At 61.8% G+C, this 24,310-nt stretch carries 24 protein-coding genes and 2 pseudogenes; 7 read left to right on the top strand and 19 right to left on the bottom strand.

The genetic code is table 11. The features are described 5' to 3' along the window. Positions 1-49: 49 nt before the first annotated feature. Positions 50-481, top strand: coding sequence for a DoxX family protein (locus tag COCCU_RS00450; RefSeq protein ID WP_156229666.1), 432 nt, complete (start codon positions 50-52; stop codon positions 479-481). Here COCCU_RS00450 and COCCU_RS00445 read toward each other — a convergent pair. Both COCCU_RS00445 and COCCU_RS00440 read right to left on the bottom strand, forming a co-directional pair. After that, positions 478-885, bottom strand: a complete 408-nt coding sequence (locus tag COCCU_RS00445; RefSeq protein WP_156229665.1) for an MmcQ/YjbR family DNA-binding protein — start codon at positions 883-885, stop codon at positions 478-480. The genes COCCU_RS00450 and COCCU_RS00445 overlap by 4 nt on opposite strands. Before the next feature lie 438 nt (positions 886-1,323). Continuing rightward, a complete protein-coding gene (locus COCCU_RS00440) occupies positions 1,324-1,737 on the bottom strand; it encodes a hypothetical protein (RefSeq protein ID WP_156229664.1) in 414 nt (137 codons plus the stop codon). A 318-nt stretch (positions 1,738-2,055) separates the two neighbouring features. On the opposite strand from COCCU_RS00440, the gene COCCU_RS00435 reads away from it, so the two are divergent. After that, positions 2,056-2,664, top strand: coding sequence for a hypothetical protein (locus tag COCCU_RS00435; RefSeq protein ID WP_156229663.1), 609 nt, complete (start codon positions 2,056-2,058; stop codon positions 2,662-2,664). On the opposite strand, the gene COCCU_RS00430 is transcribed toward COCCU_RS00435, so the two are convergent. Genes COCCU_RS00430 through COCCU_RS00420 form a run of 3 tightly spaced genes read right to left on the bottom strand, consistent with a single transcriptional unit; the run spans position 2,665 to position 4,707 of the window. Then, positions 2,665-2,985, bottom strand: a complete 321-nt coding sequence (locus COCCU_RS00430) for a CHY zinc finger protein (RefSeq protein ID WP_197088464.1) — start codon at positions 2,983-2,985, stop codon at positions 2,665-2,667. A gap of 1 nt (position 2,986) precedes the next feature. Continuing rightward, positions 2,987-3,970 (bottom strand): MDR family oxidoreductase, encoded by a 984-nt coding sequence (locus tag COCCU_RS00425; protein WP_156229662.1) that lies wholly within the window; start codon positions 3,968-3,970, stop codon positions 2,987-2,989. Positions 3,971-4,020: 50 nt separating this feature from the next. Then, complete coding sequence (locus COCCU_RS00420; protein ID WP_156229661.1) at positions 4,021-4,707, bottom strand: glycosyltransferase; 687 nt, start codon at positions 4,705-4,707, stop codon at positions 4,021-4,023. A 189-nt stretch (positions 4,708-4,896) separates the two neighbouring features. Here COCCU_RS00420 and COCCU_RS00415 point away from each other — a divergent pair, with 189 nt between their 5' ends. Continuing rightward, entirely contained in the window at positions 4,897-5,436 is a 540-nt protein-coding gene (locus COCCU_RS00415) for a GyrI-like domain-containing protein (RefSeq protein WP_231598805.1), read from the top strand. 100 nt (positions 5,437-5,536) lie between these two features. On the opposite strand, the gene COCCU_RS00410 is transcribed toward COCCU_RS00415, so the two are convergent. The 3 genes from COCCU_RS00410 to COCCU_RS00400 form a co-directional block, all read right to left on the bottom strand. Further along, positions 5,537-6,787 carry a CynX/NimT family MFS transporter gene (locus COCCU_RS00410; protein WP_156229660.1) on the bottom strand — a complete coding sequence of 417 codons (1,251 nt, stop codon included), beginning with the start codon at positions 6,785-6,787 and terminating at the stop codon, positions 5,537-5,539. A 291-nt stretch (positions 6,788-7,078) separates the two neighbouring features. Further along, positions 7,079-7,405, bottom strand: coding sequence for a DUF202 domain-containing protein (locus COCCU_RS00405; RefSeq protein WP_156229659.1), 327 nt, complete (start codon positions 7,403-7,405; stop codon positions 7,079-7,081). After that, on the bottom strand, positions 7,405-7,794 hold the full coding sequence (locus COCCU_RS00400) for a YidH family protein (RefSeq protein WP_156229658.1): 390 nt from the start codon (positions 7,792-7,794) through the stop codon (positions 7,405-7,407). Before COCCU_RS00400 ends, COCCU_RS00405 begins: the two co-directional genes overlap by 1 nt. A 180-nt stretch (positions 7,795-7,974) precedes the next feature. Here COCCU_RS00400 and COCCU_RS00395 point away from each other — a divergent pair, with 180 nt between their 5' ends. After that, positions 7,975-8,157, top strand: coding sequence for a tautomerase family protein (locus COCCU_RS00395; protein ID WP_156229657.1), 183 nt, complete (start codon positions 7,975-7,977; stop codon positions 8,155-8,157). Positions 8,158-8,329: 172 nt separating this feature from the next. Then, on the top strand, positions 8,330-9,325 hold the full coding sequence (locus tag COCCU_RS00390) for an NADP-dependent oxidoreductase (protein ID WP_156229656.1): 996 nt from the start codon (positions 8,330-8,332) through the stop codon (positions 9,323-9,325). 75 nt (positions 9,326-9,400) lie between these two features. On the opposite strand, the gene COCCU_RS00385 is transcribed toward COCCU_RS00390, so the two are convergent. The 3 genes from COCCU_RS00385 to COCCU_RS00375 all read right to left on the bottom strand — a co-directional run bounded on the left by COCCU_RS00385 (position 9,401) and on the right by COCCU_RS00375 (position 12,715). Further along, on the bottom strand, positions 9,401-11,299 hold the full coding sequence (locus tag COCCU_RS00385; RefSeq protein ID WP_156229655.1) for a heavy metal translocating P-type ATPase: 1,899 nt from the start codon (positions 11,297-11,299) through the stop codon (positions 9,401-9,403). Positions 11,300-11,626: 327 nt separating this feature from the next. Beyond that, positions 11,627-11,863, bottom strand: coding sequence for a heavy-metal-associated domain-containing protein (locus COCCU_RS00380; protein WP_156229654.1), 237 nt, complete (start codon positions 11,861-11,863; stop codon positions 11,627-11,629). Between the two features lie 111 nt (positions 11,864-11,974). Beyond that, positions 11,975-12,715: a Crp/Fnr family transcriptional regulator gene (locus tag COCCU_RS00375; RefSeq protein ID WP_231598804.1), complete on the bottom strand. Its 741-nt coding sequence runs from the start codon at positions 12,713-12,715 to the stop codon at positions 11,975-11,977. Between the two features lie 393 nt (positions 12,716-13,108). Between COCCU_RS00375 and COCCU_RS00370 the strand changes: the two genes are divergently transcribed. Beyond that, positions 13,109-14,230 (top strand): MBL fold metallo-hydrolase, encoded by a 1,122-nt coding sequence (locus COCCU_RS00370; RefSeq protein ID WP_156229653.1) that lies wholly within the window; start codon positions 13,109-13,111, stop codon positions 14,228-14,230. 28 nt (positions 14,231-14,258) lie between these two features. On the opposite strand, the gene COCCU_RS00365 is transcribed toward COCCU_RS00370, so the two are convergent. The 4 genes from COCCU_RS00365 to COCCU_RS00350 form a co-directional block, all read right to left on the bottom strand. Further along, positions 14,259-15,251, bottom strand: coding sequence for an ATP-grasp domain-containing protein (locus COCCU_RS00365; RefSeq protein WP_156229652.1), 993 nt, complete (start codon positions 15,249-15,251; stop codon positions 14,259-14,261). Positions 15,252-15,320: 69 nt separating this feature from the next. Next, positions 15,321-16,202, bottom strand: coding sequence for a manganese catalase family protein (locus COCCU_RS00360; RefSeq protein ID WP_156229651.1), 882 nt, complete (start codon positions 16,200-16,202; stop codon positions 15,321-15,323). Between the two features lie 351 nt (positions 16,203-16,553). Further along, positions 16,554-19,397, bottom strand: a complete 2,844-nt coding sequence (locus COCCU_RS00355) for an FAD/NAD(P)-binding protein (protein WP_156229650.1) — start codon at positions 19,395-19,397, stop codon at positions 16,554-16,556. Then, positions 19,394-20,377 carry a pyridoxal-phosphate dependent enzyme gene (locus COCCU_RS00350; RefSeq protein ID WP_156232441.1) on the bottom strand — a complete coding sequence of 328 codons (984 nt, stop codon included), beginning with the start codon at positions 20,375-20,377 and terminating at the stop codon, positions 19,394-19,396. The genes COCCU_RS00355 and COCCU_RS00350 overlap by 4 nt, the downstream gene beginning before the upstream one ends. Positions 20,378-20,632: 255 nt before the next feature. Here COCCU_RS00350 and COCCU_RS00345 point away from each other — a divergent pair, with 255 nt between their 5' ends. Beyond that, positions 20,633-21,772: an FUSC family protein gene (locus tag COCCU_RS00345; protein ID WP_231598803.1), complete on the top strand. Its 1,140-nt coding sequence runs from the start codon at positions 20,633-20,635 to the stop codon at positions 21,770-21,772. A gap of 29 nt (positions 21,773-21,801) precedes the next feature. Here COCCU_RS00345 and COCCU_RS14875 read toward each other — a convergent pair whose 3' ends face one another. From COCCU_RS14875 to COCCU_RS14595, 4 genes and pseudogenes are all read right to left on the bottom strand, one after another. Then, the gene (locus COCCU_RS14875) at positions 21,802-22,005 is read right to left on the bottom strand and encodes a hypothetical protein (RefSeq protein WP_331457797.1); all 204 of its coding nucleotides are present in this window, start codon (positions 22,003-22,005) and stop codon (positions 21,802-21,804) included. A gap of 72 nt (positions 22,006-22,077) precedes the next feature. After that, positions 22,078-23,046, bottom strand: a pseudogene (locus tag COCCU_RS00340) (DUF2254 domain-containing protein); the annotation flags it as partial. A 561-nt stretch (positions 23,047-23,607) separates the two neighbouring features. Beyond that, positions 23,608-24,099, bottom strand: a complete 492-nt coding sequence (locus COCCU_RS00335; RefSeq protein ID WP_156229649.1) for a hypothetical protein — start codon at positions 24,097-24,099, stop codon at positions 23,608-23,610. 69 nt (positions 24,100-24,168) lie between these two features. Continuing rightward, a pseudogene (locus COCCU_RS14595) lies at positions 24,169-24,294 on the bottom strand (IS3 family transposase); the annotation flags it as partial. Between the last annotated feature and the right edge of the window lie 16 nt (positions 24,295-24,310).

Here is a 24,310-nt window from a genome sequence, read left to right as displayed (position 1 = left end):
AGACTCGCGGAAACACCAACCCAGGAACCAACCCCAGGAAAGAAACCCCATGTCTGATTTACTCAGCCGTCTCCGTGGACACCAGCCCAACCGCCCCTCTCAGACTCTGACCCGGATCGGGCTCGGCACCATCATGACCTTCGCCGGGATCACCCACCTGACCACTGCCCGGGAAGAATTTCAGGCCCAGGTACCAGACTGGTTCCCCATGAACAAAGACCTGGTGGTGCTCGGTTCCGGGGTGGCGGAGATCAGTCTGGGAGTCAGCATGCTGGCGCTGCCCGGACACCGTCGTCTCACCGGCACCGCGCTGGCCGCCTTCTACACCCTGATCTTCCCGGGCAATATCGCCCAATATGCCGAACGCACCGATGCCTTCGGCCTAGACACCGATGCCAAACGGCTGATCCGGCTCTTCGGGCAGCCCCTGTTGATCGCGGGCGCATTATGGGCGGCGGGAATCCCTGAGCAGCGACGCTAGCTGTGTTTTCCGGGCTGCTCGGCCTTGGGCAGCGTCTCCACCACCAAACGGTAGGAGTCGACCACCAGCTCCTGGACCAGCTTCTTCTTGATGGATTCCCCATTGACAACAGTGAGCCAGTGTTTCTTGTTCATGTGGTAGCCGGGGCCGATTTCGGGGTATTTCCCCCGCAGGGTTTCGGCATCGAGGGGATCCGACTTCAGGATGAGGGCGCGTTTCCCCCGTAGGTTTTCATCAATACCCTGGCCGGCACTTTCCCGGGGCACCCTGGCCAGCAGCAGGAAGATCTTTCCCGCGACCTGGTAGGTCTCATAGTCCGGGCCGAAGGGATGCGCCACCTGGACACCGGGGAGCTTTTCCGCCTCTTTCCGGGCGGCTTTCTGCAGCTTCTTGCCACTCTTCATCAGATGGCTTCCCTTCCATGCTGTTCGTTTCGGGGTGATTGGTTTCGGGGGTCAGGATTATTTCCAGCATAGGGTTTAAGAGGTTTCATTAGGGGTTTCCAGGGTGCTGGGCGCCCAGATGTGTGGCGATTTGTGATGTAGGGAGATCAGGTCGGGAGATCAGGGCAGACCCCAAAATGTAGAGGGCGAAATGTAGAAGGCGCATCCAGCCCCAAAATCACCCGTTTTCACCCTTTAAAAGCGGTGGATGCGCCTTCTACATTTCAAAGACCTGCTCCCCTGCACCCCGCCAGCTCCAAATTCGGCGCAAGCAGCCAACCGAGCCTGTACGGAAAGGGCCACTCAGCTCAGGAAACAGCGAACCGCCCCACCGGATATAGTGCTCAATCCCCGGTGGGGCGGTTCAGTTACCGCCAGAAGGCAGCGTAGATAAGGTCCTTAGTTGGACTTCTTCTCCGGCTTGGAGGCAATCAGGGCAGCGGAGATGGCGGCCATGAAAAGGTCCTTGGACAGGCCGGTGCCAGCCTCGGAGGGGCGAATGCCATCCTTCTGGGTCATGGCCTCGTTGCGGAAGTAGATGGCCAGCAGGCCAGCGGAGAAAGTGCCCATGGCAGCGCCAGCGATCCGGTTAGAGACGAAAGGGGCCAGCAGGGCAGCGCCAATGCCGACCTCGGAGTAGCTGAGGAACTTGCTGAAGGTGTCCGGGGACATCTTCTTCACGGCGGGAACACCGGTGGCGGCGAACTCCTGGACACCGGCTGCTGCCTCAGTGGGCATGCCGAGCTTGCCGACACCGGACTGCAGGATATAAGCGCCGGAGACACCGCGGAGGATGGCGTTCGAGATGTTCATCAAATAATTCCTATTTCTTCTGAGATCTGGAGGTTGCCCCCGGAAGGTATTCCGGGAACTTTATCTTGCTCGCTTTCACCCCACCGGGGTGAAGAGGAATACTCCCCGAGCACTACACCACCCAACAATAGTGACACGTCAACTTATTCCCTGCAAGGTCGGACTGTTCACCCCTCAGAGCGAAATCGGCCCCCGAGGTCAAGAAATCTTTAAATATAAGTTAAATATTAACTTATATTTCAAAAATACCATCCTGTTCAGGAGATTTTCCCACCTGTGGGCTTTCATCCACCCGCTTTTTATGCTTAGTTAAAGGCCATGACCCTCTTCTCTCGTTTTTCCCTCAAGACCGGCCTGGCTACCGCAGCTGTGGCAGCTTCCTTTGCGATCCTCGCTCCCGCAGCAGCGAACGCCGACCCCATCGACGATGCCCTCAACGCGTTGCCCGCTGGCCAGATCAGCTGCGAGCAGGCCGAAAGCTACTGGACCAACACCGATGATTACAACCAGAAGGTCGCGATGGCCCAGGCCGTCTCCCGCTTCGATTCCCGTGGCGGCGAGATCAACGCAGCCCTGGCCCGTGTCGATGAGGCCGCCAACCGTTGTGGCCTGAAGGGTGGCGCCGCCCCAGCGCAGAACACTAACGGCGGTAACACTGCGCCGGTTCAGAACAACACCAACGGCGGTAACACTGCGCCGGTTCAGAACAACAATGGTGGCAACAACGGCGGCAACAATACCCCGGCCCAGAACAACGCCATCGAGGGTGCACCGACCATCACCGTCCCGACCGCTCCGGGTACCCCGACCATCACTGTTCCCGCCTTCAACATGGTGAACGTGGTGATGCCGGATCTGCTGCGCATCGTCCAGGAATTCCTGGCTCAGTGGGGCATCAACATTGATCTGACCCAGTTCCTGCGTTAATCACTGCAGTTTGAAGTAGAGCGGCGCGTGTGCCGAGCATCCCGGATTGAAGGGGTGCCCACAACCGCCGCATTTTTCTATCCTCGAATACTCGTCATAATCCATTTCCCACCCGCAGGACCCGCAGCGCGCCGCCGGCACATCGAGCGGCATTCGCCCAAAGGGGTGATCAGCCTGCTCGCGGTGGCATTGAAAACAGGCCCACCACTGCCCACAGGTGGCGCAGCGATTAGCGATGACATCAAGTTCAGACTGGTAGTGCGCGCAACGCCCCTGTTCATCGAGACCCCTTCCACGCACGACCCCGCCTTTTCCGGCCATTTCAGGGTTTGACGACGGCCCGGCCATGACGTTTGCCCGCCAGGAGGGCGGCACCCGCTGCCGCGGCCTCCTCCAGGCCGAGCACCTCGGTGAAACTCTCCAGCACCGCCGTATCAAGCTGTTCAGCAAGCAGCGCCCAGGCACTTTCCCGCAGTTCCAGGGGAGCGTCCACGGAGTTGATGCCGAGCAACTGCACGCCGCGGAGGATGAAGGGAAGCACACTTCCCGGAAGGTCAGCGCCCTGCGCCAGGCCACAGGCGGTGGCCACACCACCCCACTTGATCTGGGCGAGTGCATTGACCAGGGTGTGGGACCCCACTGAGTCCACCACCCCAGCCCAGCGGGCCTGCTGCAGTGGCTTGCCCTGCCCGGAGAGAGCAGCTCGATCCAGCACTTCAGTGGCACCCAGGTCGCGGAGATAATCACCGTATTCCTCGACCCGGCCGGTGAGTGCCACCACGGTATAACCGAGTTGCTTGAGCAGATGAATGGAAATGGATCCGACCCCACCGGTGGATCCGGTCACCAGGATTTCTCCGTCCCCCGGCTTCACACCCTGGCGTAGCAGCGCATCCACCGAGAGGGCTGCCGTGAATCCTGCGGTGCCGATGGCCGCCCCCTGCTCCGGAGTGAAAGCTTCGGGAAGCCTGATGGTGGAGGCGGAATCGATGCGCAGACGCTGGGTGTAACCACCGTGGCGGCGCTCCCCCAGGCCGGCACCATTGAGCACCACGACATCCCCCGGCTGGAAGTCGGCGGCATCGGATTCCACGATGGTTCCCACGGCGTCGATACCCGGGATGATCGGCAAGTTACGGACCACACCGGGATTGCCAGCCAAAGCCAGGGCGTCCTTGTAGTTGAGGCTGGAGTAGGCGACATCGATGAGCAGGTCACCTTCCCCGAGGAAGTCTTCGCCGACCTCCCGAACCTCGCTGTTCACCTGTCCGGATTCGTCCTTGTTCACAATCAGTGCGCGCGTCATGGGCCCGAGTGTAGGTGGCCGAACAGTGTCGTGGGTCTCATAAACCGTATTCAACGGTTTGCCCGGATAGTTCCCCACGCCAGCACCGCCTGCCGCCACCAGCGGCGGGGCGAGCTGAGCGCCCGCCAGGACACCTGCACCACACTGTGTCGGTCAATGAGGATCTTCTCCCCTTCGCGCAGGCGAAAGCTGAGGTCAAAGTCGTCGTGGACCCGTGGGCTCAGATGGACCCCTTCCCGGACTTCCAGCCACCAGCTGCGGCGCAGCGCCATATTAGAGCCCCAGAGGGCGGGGTGATGCAGGAAGATCCCGGCGACCCCGCGATAGAGGTTGATGTAGCCCAGCGCGGCAAGTGTGCCCCACCAGGTGGAACGGTCCCCGAAGTGAGGCACCCCGGAAACGGCGACCACTTCAGGGCCAGCCTGGGTGAGGGTGCGGTGATGGCGGGTGATCCAATCAGGGGGAACCCGGCTGTCTGCATCACAACGCAGTATCATTTCCCCGGCCGCAGCATCGTATCCAGCCACCACCGCAAAGGGAATACCTTTTCGGGGCTCCTTGAGGATTTTCATATTCAATTCGGGATAAAGTCTCACAACCTCGGCGAGATTATCCTCTGAGCCATTGTCAACGATGATCACTTCCTCAGGAAAAGTATCCTGAGCTGCAATTTTCTTCAGGCAGACATCAAGGATCAGGGCATCATTCCATACCGGAATCACAATACTGGTTCGCATTTTTCCTCAATTCATTTCCCGCCTGAGTCCTATTGGAAATAGCTCGACGTTTCACGTGAAACATCCCCGTCAGGATCCAGCCCTTCGAGACATAATGACGAACATTGGTCATACGAATAATCTTTTCGATCTTGCACCAGGGGGTAATATGAGGTGGGACACAACCTCTGCTGATTTAAGGATCGCAAAATGGTTCAGTCCACACAATCCCCCGGCTCCAACTACCTCAACGCTGAAGCGGCCAATGAGATCGAATTCTTCAAAACTGAAGAAATCCCGACGGTGGTGCAGAAATTTGAGCACTATCCGATGTCGGAGATGAGAACCGCCTTCGACAGCACCTTCAGCTCCATGAAATCCCTCCTGGAACCCCATGACATTCACCCCACCGGCCCCGCCTTCGCACTCCACCACTCAATGCCGGGTAAAACCGCCACCTTTGAAATTGGTATCCCGGTGAACAGGGCCCTGAAAAAGCCGGTGCATTCCGGAACCGGCGTCACCCTCGAGAATTCCTCCCTACCCGCCAAGAAGGTTGCCCGCCTCAGCGTCTTCGGCTCTTACGCGGGTCTCGGCGGCGCCTGGCAGAACTTCATGAACTCCGTGTTCCGTGCCGGCAAGAAAGCAGATCTCCCCTTCTGGGAGGTCTATGTCAGTGAACCGACCCCGGATACTGATCCCGAGACGCTGCGCACTGATCTGTACACCGCCACCTCCCATACCCACTGACCTCTCATGAAACGGAGGTTGCAGTCAATGAGAAACCCCCGCCCACCCAGCTGAGGGTTGGAGCGGGGGTTTCCCTTCACTGCCGTAGCTTTAAGCGCACTTAAGCCCGGGCCCGGTCAACCGAACCCTTGATCAGCTTCATGTCATCCACGAAGAGTGCCCGGCCAGCATAAAGACCAGCCAGTGTCTGCGCGAGTACGATGCTAAGGATCACCCAGATGACCGCATCCCAGTTGCCGCTGAGTTCCCGGAGTGCGCCAGCGCCCACCGGCCCCACCGCAGAAAGGGCATAACCGGCGGTCTGGGACATGGCTCCCAGTGCCGCCGTCCCCTGGACCGTCCGGGTGCGCAGCATCGCCAGCGAGAAACCCACCCCGGTGGCGGTGCCATGCCCGATACCGAAGCAGATCGCCCACCACACCCAGGTGGATGCCGGGGCGAAGAAGATCCCGGCCAGACCCGCCCCGAGCAGCACTGAACCACTGACCGTGGCCCACACCTGGGAACGGGTCCGTGCCACCAGCATGGAGACCACCAGGGCGAAGGGGATGGCCACAAAGTTCACCACGGTCAACACACTGGCGCCGAGTTCCGCTGAGTTGCCACGGTCCTGGAGCATCGTGGGCAACCAACCGTTGACGGTGTAGAAGAGCACCGAGAGAACAGCGAAGTAGATGGTCACCGACCAGGCCAGTGGACTACCCCAGAGCTTGAGCGGCGCCTGACCACTCTTCACCGCAGTGCCGGGAAGAGTACGGGCGGAACCCAACACCTGGGGCAGCCATAATGGGATCGCGCCCACCAGCAGCACACCCCAGCTCAACAGGGCGATCTGCCAGGAACCGGTGGCCCGGACAATGGGCAGAGTGCCGGCGGCAGCTAAGGCGGGACCCAGGTAGAGGGCCACGGTGTAGACACCCATCAGCGGCCCAGCGCGGTCCGGGTAGCGGGCCTTGATGTATGCGGGCAGCAGGACATTACCGATGGCGATCGACAGGCCCACCACCGCCATGCCGATGAAGAGGACTGCGGCGTTGGGGATCAGGCGGATGGCGAATCCGACTGCCAGGAGAATCATGGCGAAAAGGATCAGTCGGGCCATGCCGAAGCGTCTCCCCCATCTTGGCACCTGCATGGAGAAGCAGACGAAGGCCAGGAGGGGGACGGTGGTCAGCAGGCCGGCGGCGGTCGTGCCAAGTGCCAGGTCGGAGCGGATCTGGGGGAGGACGAAGGCCACGGAGGTGATCGCCGCGCGCAGGTTCAGCCCGACGAAGAAGACACCGAGCAGTGCCAGCCACAATGCTGGGCGGGGTTGGTGGTCTGTGGGTTTCTGGGATGGGTTGTGGGTCAAGGGGGGTACCTCGGTCAGGGGATTTCCTGCATATCGGAAAGAGGATGATGTCCCTCAATCTAGCTACCCGGCGCGGGACTTTTGGGGTATTGCCTAAGCTTCCCCGGAACCCTGGTGCCCCCTGTCATTTCGGTGTTCCGGAACCACCAGGTGTTTTTGTCTGAGGCACTCTCTCAGCAGCCAGGGGAGGTCACTGCCCACCTGGCCAGGGAGCTGCTGCGTTCTCAGGGATCTCTTCGAAGCCTGGGGGCGGTGGCCGGCGGCCTGGGCTTGCAGTAGCATCCACGCAGTTCAGGTGCCCAGAATCAGGAATATGCCGACCAGTCCGAAGAGCAGCATCCCCAGGGTCATGGCCATCACCGCCCCCAGCTGCGGTTTCACCTGCCCACCGGCCAGTCCTCGGGCGGAGGCCCGGTAGCGGGGACGTTGGGAGAGGTAGATCCCCAGGGCAGTCAGCGCCATCAGGGCGATCATCCCCACCATGAGCATCCCGTAGTGCGGTAGCCAGCGCAGTAAAATTGCGGTGGCCACCGAGTAGGAAACCGTGGTGCGGGCCCAGGCCAGGGAGGTCCGCTCCGGCTGGAGTCCGGGATCATCATGCAGCACAGTTTGGGGCATCAGAACAGCATCACAAGCGCCAGCAGGCAGGCGCAGAGTGCGGCCAGGGACAACAAGGGAACGATTCCGGGAATCGGCAGGGGGTGCCCACGGCGCATGGCGCGTTCCACCCGTAGCCAGCGCACCGCGGCACCACCGGAGATCAGCATGCCGATGATCACCACGAAGGCGGCGGTGAAGGTGCGTAACTCATCAGAGATCTGTTCCAGCGGAAAGGCTGCCAGAGCGATGCCGCCGGCCAGGAAGGCCAGGGAGGTGCGCGTCCAGGCCAGGAAGGTGCGTTCATTGGCCAGGGTGAAACGCGGGTCAGGCTCTTCTCCTCCTCCGAGCAGCGCAGCCTCCCAATTGCGACGGGTGGGCTCATCTCCTGGTTCCAGGGGCGAAGTCATCGGATCTGGGGTCCTTTCGGTGGGCAGGAGTTCTGGGCAGCTTCAAACCGGGCGGAGAGGTTATTCAGCGGATCTGGCGGAACAGCAGTGGTTTTCCATTGTAGGTTTGAATCCCTCCCAGCCAGACCCCAACTACCCTGGGCTTCAGATCCCCCGACTCAATAACCACCAGGAGCAGCCATGCCGATCATCCAGGTCACTCTCATCGAAGGTCGCGAAGACGCGGTCGTGGAAAATTTCATCCGGGAGGTTGCCCGCACCGCCGCCGAGACGCTAGATGCCCCGCTGTCTTCGGTGCGGGTCATGGTCAATACCGTCGCCCCGAATTATTTCGCCGTGGGCGATCAGCTCAAGAGTGAGTAGTACGGTTGTGCCACTTTCAGGGGACTTAATGAAATCTTGTCATTCTCTCCTAAAAAAAGATGCTTGCGGTGTAGCCCGAAGCTCCTTAAGCTCCCTTTAAAGGGTCTCGCATAATAGTCGTTCACCTGCCCAGAGTGCCCTCCCGGACAGATGGTTCCCAAGGAGCCGGAAGATGAAAGCCTTCGCTTTCCAGCAATATGGTTCAGAATTACAGGAAGTGGAGATTCCCGAGCCAGAACTAAAACCCCACGAGGTGCTGGTGCGGATCGTTGCGGCCGGAGTCAACCACATCGACGAGAAGATCCGGCGCGGAGATCTCCGGCGGGTGGAGCATTTCGTACTCCCGATGGTGCTGGGGGCGGAGTTCTCCGGTGAGGTGGTGGCCGTCGGCGAGCTGGTGCGGGAGTTCAAACCCGGGATGCAGGTCTTCGCCATGGCGGATCTGAAGCGGACCGGTGGTTTCGCCGAATATGCTGCCATTGATCAGCGGTTGCTCGCCCCGATTCCGGCTTCCCTGAACACCATCAATGCTGCTGCCCTACCGCTGGCGGGGTTGACCGCCTGGCAGGCTCTGGTGGACATCGGGCAGCTTCATGCCGGTCAGAAAGTGCTGATCCACGGCGGTACCGGTGGCATCGGTTCCATCGCCATCCAGCTGGCCAAGCATCTCGGGGCCAGGGTGACCACCACCGTCGGTTCCACCAATGTCCGCCTGGCCCATGAGCTGGGGGCGGACACCGTGATCAACTACAGCAGTGAGGACTTCGTGCAGAAGGTCCAGGGGATAGATCTGGTGCTGGACACCCAGGGTGGGATCACCCTGCAGAAGTCCCTGCAGGTGGTCCGCCCCGGTGGCAAGGTGGTCAGCCTGGTGTCTCCCCAGGATCCGATCTATGCGGCGCAGGTTGAAGCGGGCATGGTGACCAGAGCGAGGATCCGGGTGGGAAGTTCCGGGGTGCGCCGCCGGGCACGGCACGCGGGGGCGGATTATCGTTTCCTTTTCACCCGGCCTGATGCGGAACAGTTGCGTGCCCTGGCGGAACTGGTGGATGAGGGCAAGATCCGGCCGGTGATCGACCGGGTGCTGCCCTTCGATGAGACCCCGCAGGCCATTCAGACCCTGCTGGGTGGTGGGTTGCGCGGCAAGGTGCTGGTGCGGCGGCGGTGAAAAAGGACGTCGAGAAACAGGGCGTCTTAAAGCAGGAAAAGGCCCTCAGGGAGGGCCTTTCCGCTGATTCGGGTTTTAGACTTCGAGCATTTCCCTCTCCGCAACCATCGACTGTGCCACTGGCATCTCCTCCCGGAGGGTGGGGCGCAGCAGGAGCATGGCGATGGCGATGACCAGCAGCACCGAGGCCTCGTGGACCAGCATGCCGATCGACATGGTCACCCCGCCGAGCAGGACTCCTGCCAGCAGAACTGCCACCGTGAGCAGGGCGATCCCGATGTTGAAGCGCATGGTGCGGACGGTACGCTTGGCCAGACCCAGGGCGTAGGGCAGGCGCGGCAGGCGGTCCGCCATCAGCGCGATATCAGCGGTTTCGATGGCCGCCGGGGAACCCGCCGCACCCATCGCCACCCCGATATCAGCCTGGGCGAGTGCCGGGGTGTCATTGACACCGTCACCGACCATGGCAACCGTGTGGCCACGGGCCTGCAGTTCCTTGACCAGTTCCAGCTTGTCCTCGGGCATCATTTCAGCGTGGATCTCATCCAGGCCGAGCTCCGCACCGACGTTGAGGGCGACCAGTCGGGCGTCACCGGTGGCCATGACCACCTTGATCCCCTTGTCCTGCAGGGCCCTGATGGCGGCCGGGGCATCGGCACGGATGGTGTCGGCGACGGCGACGACACCGATCGCGCGCCCATCCACACCGACATACATGGCGGTCTTGCCCTGGTCATTGAGCTGGAGGATCTGCTCCTCCGCCGGGGTGTGATCCAGCAGTTCCGCGGACCCGACCACCACCTCGCGGCCATCCACCTGGGCGCGGATTCCCTTACCCATGACAGGTTGCGCCTTCTCCACCAGTTCCACCTTCAGGCCACGATCCTCGGCACCCCGGATGATCGCATCCGCCAGGGGATGTTCGGAGGCGGTCTCGGCGCGGGCCGCCAGGGCCAGCACCTCACCCTCGGTGTAGGCGTCATCCAGCACAGTCACATCGGTAAGTTCGGGGCGGCCATTGGTCAGGGTGCCGGTCTTGTCGACGACCACGGCATCCACCTTCGCGGAGGTCTCCAGGTACTCCCCACCCTTGATCAGCACCCCATCCTTGGCGGAGCGGCCGATGCCGGCGACGATCGAGACCGGGATGGAGATGACCAGCGCACCGGGGCAACCGATGACCAGCAGGGTCAGGGCGAGTTCCACATTCTGGGAGAAGACACCGACCAGCAGGGCGGCGAGCATGACACCAGGGGTGTACCACTTGGCGAACTTCTCCATGAAGGTCTGCGTCCTGGCCTTGTCATCCTGGGCATCCTCCACCCGGTGGATGATCTTGGCCAGGGTGGAGTCGGCACCGATGCCGACAGCCTCCACCCGCAGCACCCCGGAGCGCAACCAGGTGCCGGCGAAGACCTCGGAGCCCTCGGCTTTCTCGGCGGGGACGGACTCACCGGTGATGCTGGCCTCATCCACACCACCGTGTCCGGAGATCACCTTGCCATCCACCGGAACCTGCTCACCGTTGCGGACCAGGACGATATCACCGGGGATGAGTTCCCAGAGTTCCACCGTGTCGGTGGAGCCGTCCTCATTGAGTTTGGTGGCGGTTTCCGGGGCGGAATCCACCAGGTCGCTCAGGGCCTTGCGGGTGCGGTTCATGGTGGCCCGCTCCAGCGCCTTACCTAGCGCGAAGAGGAAGGTCACGGCCGCGGACTCCCAGTAGTTGTTGATGAACAGGGCACCGACCGCGGCGACCACGACCAGCAGATCAATGGAGATCATCCTGATCCGCAGGGCCTGCCAGGCCGAGACGGCAATGGGGTAACCGGCGACCGCGGCGGCGGCGATCATCAGGGCATCTGCACTGAGTTCACCGGCCACGGTTCCCCCGGCGGTGGCCCCCAGTATCCAGGAGGCGATGATGAGCAACCCGGAGACTCCGACCACGCCCCAGGTTTTCCAGTTCTTCATGGTTCTTCCTACTTTCCTATGAGATGAATTTTTGTGATTCAGGTGGGACCTGAAGTGAATTTTTCTTCCTACACCTCTGAATCTATGGGCCCCGGCGGGGAAGTTCCTTGACGCTGATCAAATAAGGAAAAGTACTTCTGAAATGGTCTTTTAAGGAGATCCAGGGCGGTGAGGGTGCAGGCCCCTAGAAGCCACTGCCGGCCCCAAGGGGGCGTCGAGAAGCTTGGTGGGCGGACCCCCCTGGCGCAGCGGGGTAAATGACAAAAACCGCCCACCCCCTGAGATAAGGAAGTGAGCGGAATGTTTGAGCTGATTTAGGTTCTGGGATCAATAGGCGGAGGGTTTAGCCGTATAACCAACCTCGGCGACGGCATCCACCAGGTTCCGGACGCTGACCTGTTGCGGATCATGCGTTACCAGGATGCGGCCGGAGGAGAACTTCACCTCAGCGGACTCCACGCCGTCCAGGCCATGCAACTTATTCTCGATCTTGGCCACACAGCTGGGGCAGGAGAAGCCTTCAGCGCGGAGGGTGGTGTTCTTCAGGGCGGTCGGGGCGCTCATTTTCAGTTCCTTTCGGGTTATCTCTTTCGCTTACAATCCTTACTTTAGGAACCTTCCGGCAAACCTTCCTTGACCTGGATCAAAGAGCAGGAAAATATCGTTGAGCTGCCCTTACTCGGCCTGTGCGAGCTCTGCCAACCCCTGGTGGTCCAGGATGGAGACCCATTCCCGGCCCGAATCAATCAACCCGTTCCTCTTCATCTTCGACATCACCCGGGAAGCCGACTCCAGGGTGGTGCCAGCAATGCCCGCGATGTCATCCCGACGCAGCCTCACCTGCAGCAGGGTGGAACCATCCCCCTGTTCCTGCCCCAGCTTGGCGGCCAGGTTCTGCAGGACCGCGGCCACCCGCTGTTCCACGGTGCGGGTGCTCTGCCCGATCTCTCGTTCCCGGGCCTGCGCCAACCGCTCCTGCTGCATCCGCAACATGGCCAGCGCCATCGGGGGGTACTCCTCCACCACCTTCGCCAGCGCCGCTGCGGGCAGGAAGAAGGCACAGGTGGTTTCCATCGCCCAGGCCGAATCCTCCACCTGGCTGGGGTGGGTGTGCAAGGGTCCGATCACATCCCCCGGCGCGGCGATGTCCACGGTGATCTCGCGGCCGTCGATGGTGTCCCGGGTGACCCGCACCCTGCCCGAGGCGACCATATAACTGCCGGTGGCCTCCTCCCCCGCCAGGAGGATCGGATCCGACTCCGTCCACGCCCAGGAGCTGAGGTGCTGGTCCAGTTCGGCGTGCTGCTCCGGGGTCAGATCCCGGGTCAGTGGGGAACGCGCCATCACCTTCATGCGGACCTCAACCGAACAATGATGGGGCTGGGCGCAATTGTGACGGACCGGGTTCTGAGCCATAAACCCCATGCTATCCCTAATTTTCCGGGGTGCTTATCGACGGGCCCGCGGTGGGGCTGTTATGGGGTTTGGGACTTTCTTAACCCACCCCCACGGCGCCCCTAAGCCGCAACTCACCTCACCCATCACCTCGGATCAGTTCAGTGAAATATTCTATCGGCTGCCGAGGTGAGGGACGGTGAGCGCGGGTCCCGGAACAAGCGTCCCCGAGCACCCCACATCACCCAGCAGAGGCCTCTTGTGGGGATGGGAAGAGCGTCGATGATTCCGATACCTCTCGGCGACTCCAGGAACGTGACACCCGTTCGGGGGGCAAACTAAAACCAGTTAGGTATGACGATTTAGCATTGCTATTTTTATGAGTTGGCCCACTAGTAGATCGGTATGAAAATCATGAGTATTTCCCCTGCCCGCCCGCTGCTTAAGGTTGCCCTGACTGGAGCTCTGGTTCTCTCACTGACGGGAATCGCCGCCTGCACCGCCACCGAGGCTCAGGAGGAATCGGCCGCCACCACCGATCAGTCCACCACCGCTGCCAGCGCTTCCCTCAACAAGGTGAATGCCAATGACTTCCCGGTGAACGTCGATGAGTCGACCCACCCAGCGGGCACCCCACCGGAAGAGGGTGATCTGCGGGTCACCCTGTTAGGAACCGGCAGCCCGATCCCCAGCACGGAGCGCTTCGGATTTTCCGTCCTAATCCAGGCCGGAGACAACAACTATGTCATCGACGCAGGCCGCGGCACCATCATCCGCCTGATCCAGGCCGGTGTGGAGGCTGGCCAGATCGACGGCCTCTTCCTCACCCACTTCCACTCCGATCATGTCATCAGCATCGATGACCTGTGGATGACCGGTTATGTCCCCGCCTTCGGTGGGCGCGAGGGCACCTTCAATGTCTATGGGCCGGAGGGTGTCACCAATATCGTTGATAACCTGCGCACCGCATTCCAGAATGACATTGATGTCCGTGTCGCTGATGGTGAGGTCGAGCGTGACACCACCGGCATCGAGGCGCATGAATTCACCGAGGACGGGGTCATCTTCGATCAGGATGGCCTGCAGGTAACCATGTTCGAGGTACAGCATGATCCGGCGGATGTGATCAAACCCTCCAAGGGTTTCCGCATCGACTACAACGACAAGTCGGTGCTGATCAGTGGCGACACCATCCCCCATGAGAATGTGGTCAAGTACGGCAAGGACGTGGACATCATGCTCCATGAGGTTGCCGCCTTCCAGGACCGCAATGTACTGCCCCAGGTGATTTCCCACCACACCACCCCGGATCAGGCCGGTGAGATCTTCGCTCAGGCCCAGCCTGAACTGGCGGTGTACACCCACTTTGTCAACGGCATCCCCGGCAAGGTGGAGGGCATCAGTGATGAGGAGATGATCGCCCGCACCCAGGAGAATTACGACGGCGAGGTGATCCTGGGCGAGGATCTGATGAGCTTCCTGATCACCGATGAGGGCATCGAGATCACCGATCAGGAAGATCTCGCCGCCAACTAACCCACGTCCCGCCCTCAAGCCTCCCTGTTCACGCCAGCATGCGGCGCTTGCTGGCGTGGAAGAGCGCCGGATTGCTGTCCAACTCCTTATAAACCTTGGTCGGCCGCCAGGTCTGCCGCGCCGTCTCCAGGTCCCGAACCGCCATGCTCAGGAAATCAGCCAGCGCTAACAAGACGGGTGGTTCGCAGGTGGGGCAGGAGTTGACCTCATAGACCACCAGTTCACCGGTGGCCTGGTTCTCCCCGATGTCCACCCCACCGATCAGGGTGCCAGCGGCCTCTGAGGCCCGGCGCGCCACCTCGGTGATCTCCGGGGTGAGGGGGCACATGGCGATCCCGCCACCGGCCCTGACGTTGGTGATCCACTTCCCCGGTGGGGCGTAGCGGTACATGGCGAAGACAGGTTGGTGGTTGATGGTGTAGACCCTGATGTCTCGGCCGGGGTTTTCCACCCAGGACACCGCATAATAGGCCCCGCCCTGTTGTCGGACCTCGGTGAGGAAGTCCTGTAGTTCTGTTTCCCCTTCAACCCGGCGTAGTCCTCGGCCGCCGAAACCAACCAGGGGTTTGATCACTGCGGGGCCGTCGAGTTCACGTAACCAGGTTTCGAGGGCATCGGGGTCTCGGCCGGTGATCACCGGATAGCGGAGTGCCCCGGCGAGGTTGAGCATGGAGCTGTCGAGGTATTTGTTCTGGGCGCGGAAGAGGGTGAAGGCATCGTTGATCACCGGGATACCGGCGCGTTGGAACACATCGAGGTGTGCTATGCCGGGGATGAGCAGTTCATCAAGGACCCACCCCACCACCAGGTGGGGTCTGAGCTTCTGCCCGGCCACGCTGAAGCTGATGCCGTGATCTGTCATCTCCACCACCAGTTCATGGGGATGAACCCGCACCACCGCCACCCGATGCTCCCGGAGGGCCGGGAAGAGGATGTCATGATCCTCTTCATCGATGTCATCGCCGAGGAAGACCACCAGGGGGCGGGTGGAGTCCAGGGCGTCATCCAGTCGACTCAGCATGGGGGCTTTCAACCTCTTTCTGTGCTTCCTCGGGCAAAGGGGTGTGGCGGGTGGTGCCAGGGGGCGGGCTCACTCCTTGTTCAGTTTGTCCTGAACTTTGCCGGCGATCTTCTCCACCACGTTGGGGATGTCGGTGGTGCCGTAGAAGCGGGCGTCGGGGCGGGTGGGCGGTGCCATGGGCACACCTTCCGGGGGCGTTTCCACATAGGTGAACTTGCCGAGTCCGTCCGGGGCGGGCCCGGAGGCCCAGGAGCCGCCGGCCATGTGGGCACCATCGGAGAAGTTGATGGCCTGGTAGGCGAACTCCCCGTGCTCCTTGCCCTGGGGGAAGTTACTGGGCACCGGCAACTTCTCGTTGCCCTCGGCCTGGAGTTCCCGGGCGGCGGCCAGCCACTGGTTCTGGTGCATGGTGTCGCGTGCCAGGAGGAATCCGAGCAGATCCTTCACGCCGCGGTCATCGGTCATGTGGTACAGCCGTGCCACCTGCACGCGGCCCTGCATTTCGGCGTTGACATTGGAGGTCATGTCGGCGAGCAGGTTGCCGCTGGCGGTGATGTAGGCACCGGTCCAGGGGTTGCCCATGCTGTCCACGGGGCGAGCACCCGCACCGGAGACAATGGCCTGCTGAAGGTCGGTGCCACCGATGATGGCGGCCACCGCGGGGTCATCCTGGAGGGCCTGTTCGGTGATGCCGAGGGGGGCTTTCTCCAGCAGCTGGGCAACCATGGTGGCCAGCATCTCGATGTGTCCGAACTCCTCGGCGGCGGTGCTGAAGAGCAGGTCCCGGTATTTGCCGGGGATGTGGGCGTTCCAGGCCTGGAAGCTGTACTGCATGGCCACGGTGATCTCACCGTACTGGCCGCCGATGACCTCCTGCAGCTTGCGGGCGTACACGGCGTCAGGCTTCTCCGGCTTGGACGGGTATTGGAGGGTTTGCTTGTGAATGAACATGTCCGGTCTTCCTGTGTTGGTGTTGTGGTCTCCGAAAGGGGGGTCCGCCATCACACATCAGGGGGCGGTCCGTTTCAGGCGCCGTGCAGCGCCAGGTCCTGAACCCGGGACATCAGGATCGCAGGTGGACTGATGCCAGCCGGCCCGCGTCAGGGGCCAGCTTGGGAGCATTGGTCGAGGGGGACTGTCATGCCCTTGACTCGCTCATTCAGTGAGTGATCGCCATCATACATTTATGCGGAAAGGATAGATCTGATCTTTTTGAAAACCATTCCAAAAATACCCTGACCAGCGTCGATACGGTCATTTCACCACGCACAATCTCCTCCACCTCCCTTGCTGACTCATGCGTCAGACCTGATCGATGTCATCCAGCGCAGCATCCCCACCGGCCAGCACCACATTGCGGGCCAGCGGGATCTGATGGGAGGCACTTTCCAGGATGTGCATGAAATAACCGGCGGTGTTCGGGATCCCCACAATGTCCCCGGGGGCGATGCCCTCCGGGAAGCGCATCCGGCGGCGCACGATCACCTCATCCTCGATGCAGTAGGCACCCACCAGGAAACCCTCGGACTCCGGACCCCATCCCGCTTCTTCCGTTGCGGGCCCCGGGGAGCGCACCAGCACCGGATCCACCAGGATGTCATCGGAGGTGGTGCGGCACTGGGTGCGGTTCATCTCCAGGCCCACCAGGGGAACCCCGTCGCTGCGGTGCTTGAGAAAAGCGACCCGTGCCAGAATGACCCCGCACCCGTCCAGCACCGAACGCCCCGGCTCCAGGTGGAGGCGCAGACCACGGCTGATGAACTCCGCCGCGATGCTTCCCCCACCCGGGGTGCCCTCCCCTTCCAGCAGCTCCCGCAACCACTCCCCACGGGTAGGTGACTGGTGGAAGGGGTAGGTGCTCTGCAACGGGTCAGCCTTCCAGGTGAAGGGTTCAATCTCCCCGCGGTTCATGGCCTCACGGGCCTGCTGGAAGTTCTCCCACTGCGCCGCATCATCGAGGTAGCTCATGGGCACCCCACCACCCAGGTCAATGAACTCAGGCTGCTGCCCGGCGTCGCGGGCGGCGTCGATAAGCGCGAAGGCCTCCACCAGTGCGGTCTGCCGATCCCGGGCGGCATAACCGTGGAGGTGGATGTGCACCCCGTTGATCTCCACAGCTGCAGAAAGCTCACCCATGACCCCCTGCCAGACCGCCAGCCTCTCCCCGAAACGGGTGGGGGGAAGCTGCGCAGGGTCCGGCGCCAGACGGGGTGCCAGGTGGGCGATCTGACCCTGCGCCCCCGCGATCTTCTCGATGCGCCGCAGTTCCGGCACCGAATCCACCGAGATGGTGACACCCTCAGCCACCGCCAGCTGCAGCAGCTCATCAGGTTTCACCGCGGCACTGAGAATGATGCGCTCCCCCGGAACCCCCCGCCCCAGCACCTGGCGCAGCTCCCGCTCCCCGGCCACGTCCACGCTATGCCCGGCATCCCGAACGGTGTCCACGAAAGCCAGTGCCTTATTGGCCTTCCGGGCGAAGAAGACCCGGGTCTCCACACCGGCATCCTCACCCGCGCGCACCAGCTCCTCAATATTGCGCAGCATCGGTTCAGGGCGCAGCACATTGACCGGGGAGGCGAACTCCGCCACCAGATCCTGGCAGCGCTGGGGATCCTCCAGCAGTTCCACCGCCCAGGGTTCCAGCCTGCCGGTCAGGGGAACCGTCGCCGCCATGCCCTGAGCTCGCAGTACCTTTTTGCCATTGTCCTCAATAACGCGCATTGCCCACCTCGGAATCACATCATGAAGGGTCCGGGACAAGGTGTCCGGACCCAGAACCACATCTTCACTATCTCTACCCGCCACCGCCAGATGGCGCTGCCCCACCACCGTGCCATCCCGTGCCACAGTGATCCCCCGGCCCGGACCCTGCTCCGCCAGACCACGTTCCACCAGCCCGGCAGCCAGGGTGCCGGGAACCACCCCGGGCGGGGAGAGCACCGCATCCACCAGGACATCCGCATCCATCTCCCCACCGGCCATCCGGCTGATATCGATCAGCCCGGCATCAATGAGCGTGAGCAGCTGGGTGGCGTTGACCACCGGAGGACCAAAACCCACCCGCTCCAGACGCACCGCCAGCTCCGCGAAACCAGGCATGTCCACCCGACCACCGAAGGAGGTCCGCGCCACGATCGCAGGGTAGAGACGACGCCAGGCCTCCCCCACCGCCCACTCCGCACCCGGTTCCAGGAGACCGCACGCCACATCCCGGGAACGGCGCAGGTCCCGGACCGGATCACCACTGCCGTCCCGACCCGCCAACACCCCCCGGATCTCCTCCTCAACACCCGCTTCTCGACACCCCTCCCGGGCCACCGCCAGCATCTGCGCCGAGGTCTCAGCCAGCACTTCACACAGCTCCGCCAGGTCACGGCTCAGCCGGACCCCGGCCTGCCCCGCAGCCACAGCCTCAGCCAGATCCAGCTGGGTCAGGGGCCCACCGGGTTCCGGCTTCACCGTCATGAAACGACCCTTCCTGGTGACCGGGAAAATCACCGCAGGTTCACGCCCACTGGGCTGATACCCGGAGCCCCTCATCCGGCCGCCACGGCCCACCGTCAGCTCCAGGACCGCATCAATGAAGGTCAACGCAGCACCCCGAACAGCCACCCTGGCACCGGCCGGGATCCGCGCCAACTGGGCGGCCGGATACACCCCCAGCACCCCTTCACCCCGCGGCAAGGCACCCGGCCACTCCGGGGCATGACCGGTAACCAGCAGCACCTCCTCATACTCCCGGCCCTCCACCTGCCACCGCTCCCCCACCGGTTCCAGGGAACTCACCCGGCGCGGAACCTGCCTCAGCGTGCACCCCTCGGGGAGATGACACAGCAGCTCCCGCCACTCCTCAGCGAAGAAACAACCCACCAGGCGACGCGCCGGGAAAGGCTCCAGCGGTTGCTCCTCCCCCTCCTCCAGGCGCCACTGGTCGAAGGAACGGCGGCGGGTGCGGATGATCGCCGAGGTGACATTCAACCGCCAATGCTCAGGCTGCCTGGGGGAATAGGCCGAACCGGCACCCAACTCCCCCGGCTCCCAGACATCGATCTCCACCGGGACCTGATGGGTGTGCGCCTGATGCAGGAGTTCCTCCACCGCCCAGAGCGCACGGGGTCCACCACCGATGACCGCAACCCTCATCGCAGCGCCGCTTCCCGCCGCGCCAGTTCCGCCGCGTCGATGTTCAGGGTGCTGTGCACCCACTCATCGTCATAGATGGTCTCCACGTAGGCGGCACCCGAATCATGGAGGATCAACACCACCTCCGTGCCGGAGGGCAGCTCATGGATCCGCTGCAACAACGCGGCCGTCACCGCCCCAGCTGAGGCACCTGCCAAAATCCCCTCCCGGTGCACCAGGGCACGGGCACCCACCACCGAATCAACATCAGCCACGCGGATGATCTCATCCGGTGCCACATCACGTTCCAGATCCGGGGACACCCCCGCCCCGAAACCCGGCAGGTTCCGGGTGCCCCGGCTACCGCCGAAAAGCACCGAACCCTCCGCATCCACCCCCAATGCCCGGGTAGCAGCCTTCTCCTCCTTCAGACGTTTGATGCAGCCACCGATCGTCCCGGTGGTGCTCATCGCCACAAAAAGCAGGTCCGGGGCATGCCCGAGAGTATCCAGGATCTCCCGCATAGTCCCCTCCGAATGTGCCTCAAAGGCGGCCCGGTTGGAGTACTGGTCCAGGGTCACCGCGCAGGGAATCTCCTTGAGCAGCTCCTGCACCTTGTTGCGGCGGGCAGCAAGCCAGTCCCCGGTCAGTGGGTCCGGTTCCTCCACCATGTGGACGACCGCCCCGAAGGCCTTCATGATGGCCACGGTGCGGGCATTGGCGCGGGGATCCACCACGCAGTGGAAGGGCCAGCCGTGCAGGAGGCATTCCCGGGACAGGGCGATGCCCAGGTTTCCGGAGCTGGACTCCACGATGCTCACCCCCTCGGTGAGCAGGCCGGAACTGATTCCCTGATCCACCAGCGCAGCCGCGGTCCGATCCTTGGTGCTGCTGCCTGGATTGAACTCCTCTAATTTCGCCCATACCGTGATGTCTTCACGTGAGGTGAGACGGTCCAGCCGCACCAGGGGGGTGTCCCCGACGGTACTGCGAATTCCCATAGGTGAACTTATATTCGGTGCGTACATGCGCCCCACTTTATCCATTTGCACCGGTTACGGTGTGACTCCTTTCATATTCTTGGGCAGCGCTCAGAGAGTCATTTTCAACAGGCCCCAAAGACCCGGTGGGCACAGGATTGCGCCAGCTGAGGCTCAGAAAAAGCACATTCCCCCTCATTAGACTTCAGCGGAAGCGAACCTTGCCGGACCGCCTGGCTCTGATTCTTCACGCCCACCCCCCTGAGGAGCCGATCTGTGTCATCCAGAGAGAATGCAGAAAAACCTGTCCCCGGTCAGCGGCTGCGGGCAGCCGTAGATGAGCGGATGCGCAGACCCGAGTTCCAGACCTCCCTGATCCAGGGCCTGAAGATCGTCTTCGCCGCCACCCTGGCATGGTGGGTCTCCATCACCTTCCTGGACACCTCCTTCCCCTTCCTCGCTCCCTGGACCGCCCTGCTGACCATTCAGGCCACGGCCTACCGCACTCTCTCCCGGGGCGTGCAATCCACCATCGCCTCAGTCCTTGGCATCGTGGTCACCTTCCTGGTCGGCGAGTACCTGGGAGTGAACATCGGGACCTACGCCCTGGCCTTGTTGATCGGCCTGCTCATCGCCCGCATCAGGTGGATCCGAGAAGAGGGCATCACAGTGGCCACCACCGCGATCTTCCTGCTCAGCGATGGTTTCACGGAACAGTCCCGGGACTTCAGTGAACGCATGCTGGAGATCATGGTGGGAATCGCCATCGGCGTGCTGGTGAACCTGCTGGTCCTGCCACCGTTGCGGGACCGCCAGGCCTCCAACTACATCGACAGTGTCACCCACCGCATGGGTGCGGTCCTGGCGAATATGGGCGCCGAGATCTCCTCCTCCTGGGACACCGAATGCGCCGAGGAATGGATCAAGGAGATCGAGGCTGTGGACGCCGAACTCAACTCCGCCTGGTCGTCCGTCCGTTTCGCCCGGGAAAGCCGGCGCATCAACCCCCGCCGGCGCATCCGACGGAGACGAGGTTCCCCCATCGCTGATCCCGTGGACGCACCCAGCTGGGAGCAACTCCTGGAAAAAACCAAGGAGGGTGTCTCACACCTCCGGGCCATCACCCATATCCTGCATGCAGCAACCTACGCGGAGGGCTCCTGGGACACCCGCTTCCGCAAGCAGTGGTCCGCCATTGCCCAGGACGCAGGTGAGGCGATCTCGGACCCGGAAGGGGAAACCGATTCCGGGGCCCTGCGGGACCGTATCGACGACCTCGCCCATGAAATGTCCCGGGATGAGGATCTGCCCAGCAAACTCTGGCCGATCTATGGCTCCCTGCTCACCGGGCTGCGACACATTGTCTCGCTTGTCGACGAAGTGCGGGCAGCACGGCGCGCCCAGGTCCTGCAATGATCGGGGCGGGGCAGGGATAAACGCGGATTTCAGCGGCTGTGGTCGGCCGGGTCGGAATCATCCGAGGCCAGTGACCGGAGGCGCCGCAGATCCTCGGGGTGGATGCCGGGTGTATGTGCCAAAGACTCCAGCAGCAGACACCGCTGGCGGTCCAGGGTGGGCACCAGCTCCGGCTTATCCTCCTCAACATGGGTGATCAACATCCGCAGCACCCGGAGTAAGGTGCCGATCACCTCAGTCTGATCCCGGGTGGCCTGACGCAGCTGGTCAAAGGCGTGGAGAATGTACTCCTCATGGGAGAGATTCTAGGGTTGGATCAGCACTCTATCCTCACCATCCTGCAGCGCCTCCGGGGCAAGTGGCGTGGTGAGGACGGTGCGCAGCAGACTACCCAGGCGGAGAATGACCTCAATCGCGGTGGTGGGATCATTGCTGCTCAACGCCCTCAAACCGATGTCCACCAGCTGACGGATGGCAAAATCCGTGTCCTGGAGCATGGCCCGCATAGCCGAGATCTCGACGGCTTCTGCCAGCTTCTTCGGCTTCTGCTTCGGAACCGGCCACACCCGCAGCAAGGGTTCACCGGAGTGGATATAAGCACCGACGCGGGTTTCCATCCGCACCCTGGTGCCCGAGGGAATGGACTTGAACAGGTGTCGGGCATCCACCTGGGTGACCCAGCCATTGAAGGGTGAGACAATGCGCAAAGCATCATCGGGAACCTCATGAAAATCTGCGGGGTCCACGGCGCTCAGACCTGGGGGCACGGTACCGAGCTTGGCCGCCACCCTGGCGCCCTCCGCCGAGATACCGCGCGCCACATTGCCCACCTGAAGGCCATGCGCCAGATGATCCAGGTGGGAGAGAATCCCGATCACGGTGATCAGGGTCAGCACCACCGCCGCCGTCAAAGACACCCGCGGTGCCGGGTCAGTGGTTTCCCCACTGACATTCGGCAACACCAGAACACAATAAAAGAAGGTGGCCACCAGCAGGCCGATCACCCGCTGGCTCAGGCGGTCCCGGATGAAGGAACGCATCACCCGGGGTGAAAACTGGTCACTGGCCAACTGCAGACTGACCACCGTGAGGGAGAAAACCACACCGACGGTGGTGATCATCGCCCCGGCAACGGTGGACAATAACCAGGTGGCGGCATTGCTGCTCATCGCCAAGGTGAAGGGGAGCTCCGCATCATGGCCGAGGGCATCATCAATCGCGGTGGTGACCACGGCAAGCCCGACCCCGACCAGCATCAGCAGCGCCGGGTAGGCGAAGAGGCTCTCCTTGAAGCGGTAGGTTTCAGTCTTCCATCAGTGCCGGACGAACATGGGCAATTATTTACTGCTAAGAAAACAGTTAACAAGCTAAATCAAGCTCAGCCAGTTCCCCTATCGGTTTCCTCTAAATCCTCTTGATTCTCACGTTTCGCCCACAAGTATCTGCGAACCAGGAAAATAGGCAAAACCAGAACATAATAAAACCCAAGATACTGAACTACGTAAAGAAAAATTCCCTCAGAGTTATAGCCCTCCCAAAACAAAAGCTTCGTAGATTTGTGGGGCTGAACTTTGATGAACTGGCTTTTCTCTTGCTGGCCTAGCTTCGTAGACACAGCTTTTGATTTGGGAGAGCTATAACTTCGCTCCACGGAACACCCTCTACGCTTGAAGAGGCGACCCCGCGCCAGCCAGTTACCTGGCTTATATAGAAACTTGCGACAACCATTAGTGGCAGTACCACCAAGGAAAACCACCACGGGGGAACCCAAGGCCTACCGTCTTTCTCAGTTCTGTACAAAGCCCCGCCAAAGCCCATCGCACATGCCTTTCTAGTTACAACTGCTCACTAAGGGCACAGGATCCCGCATAAAGTGCAAGCTTTGCAACCCATACGACAGGGCCTCCGATGGCGCTAATACCGTAATCGAGGGCTGCCGTTGCACCGTTGAGTGCCGCTACCTGTGTGATCTTTTCTGCTGCTGCCCTCCACTGCTTAGCTTTCAATAGATTGCCAATGGCAGCTGCATCTTGCGGAGACATCGGCACTGGAGCAAAGTTCCAAACAACGCATTCCGCATATGTTCCTAAGCTTTGGGCTGAGACAGACGGCTGAGTTTCATCTGGCAGTGGGGCTTCCATAAACTCCACCAGAGATTCTGCTTCTTCTGCAGAAACATTCTCACGTTCAGCTGCTTCATAATCGACAGCCCATTTGCCTGGGGATTGCTCGTAAATAACCTCCGTGAAGAGTGTCTCGAATCCTTCAGACAGCTCTTGAGAGATCTTTTCCTGCTCTTCATCGTTAAGCGCGGTATCTTGCGTCATAGCTTCTTCTTGCGCTGCGGCCGAAGTGCGCTCGTCAAGTTTTTGAGACAGCTTGATTGATTTTTCTTCTTACGCTGCTGCTAATCCATACTGCTGCTGATATGCGGTCAAAGCACTAGCCGGTGAGAGCCCCTGGTTATTGCTATGCGGGCGGCGCCGGTTGTACCAACCCTCGATGTACTCCATCACCGCGGTAGACCAGCGCAGCCAA

Source organism: Corynebacterium occultum, assembly GCF_009734425.1.
Classification (GTDB): Bacteria; Actinomycetota; Actinomycetes; order Mycobacteriales; family Mycobacteriaceae; genus Corynebacterium; species Corynebacterium occultum.
The sequence above is the reverse complement of the archived record's forward strand: the minus strand, read 5'-3'. Positions and strand labels throughout refer to the sequence as shown.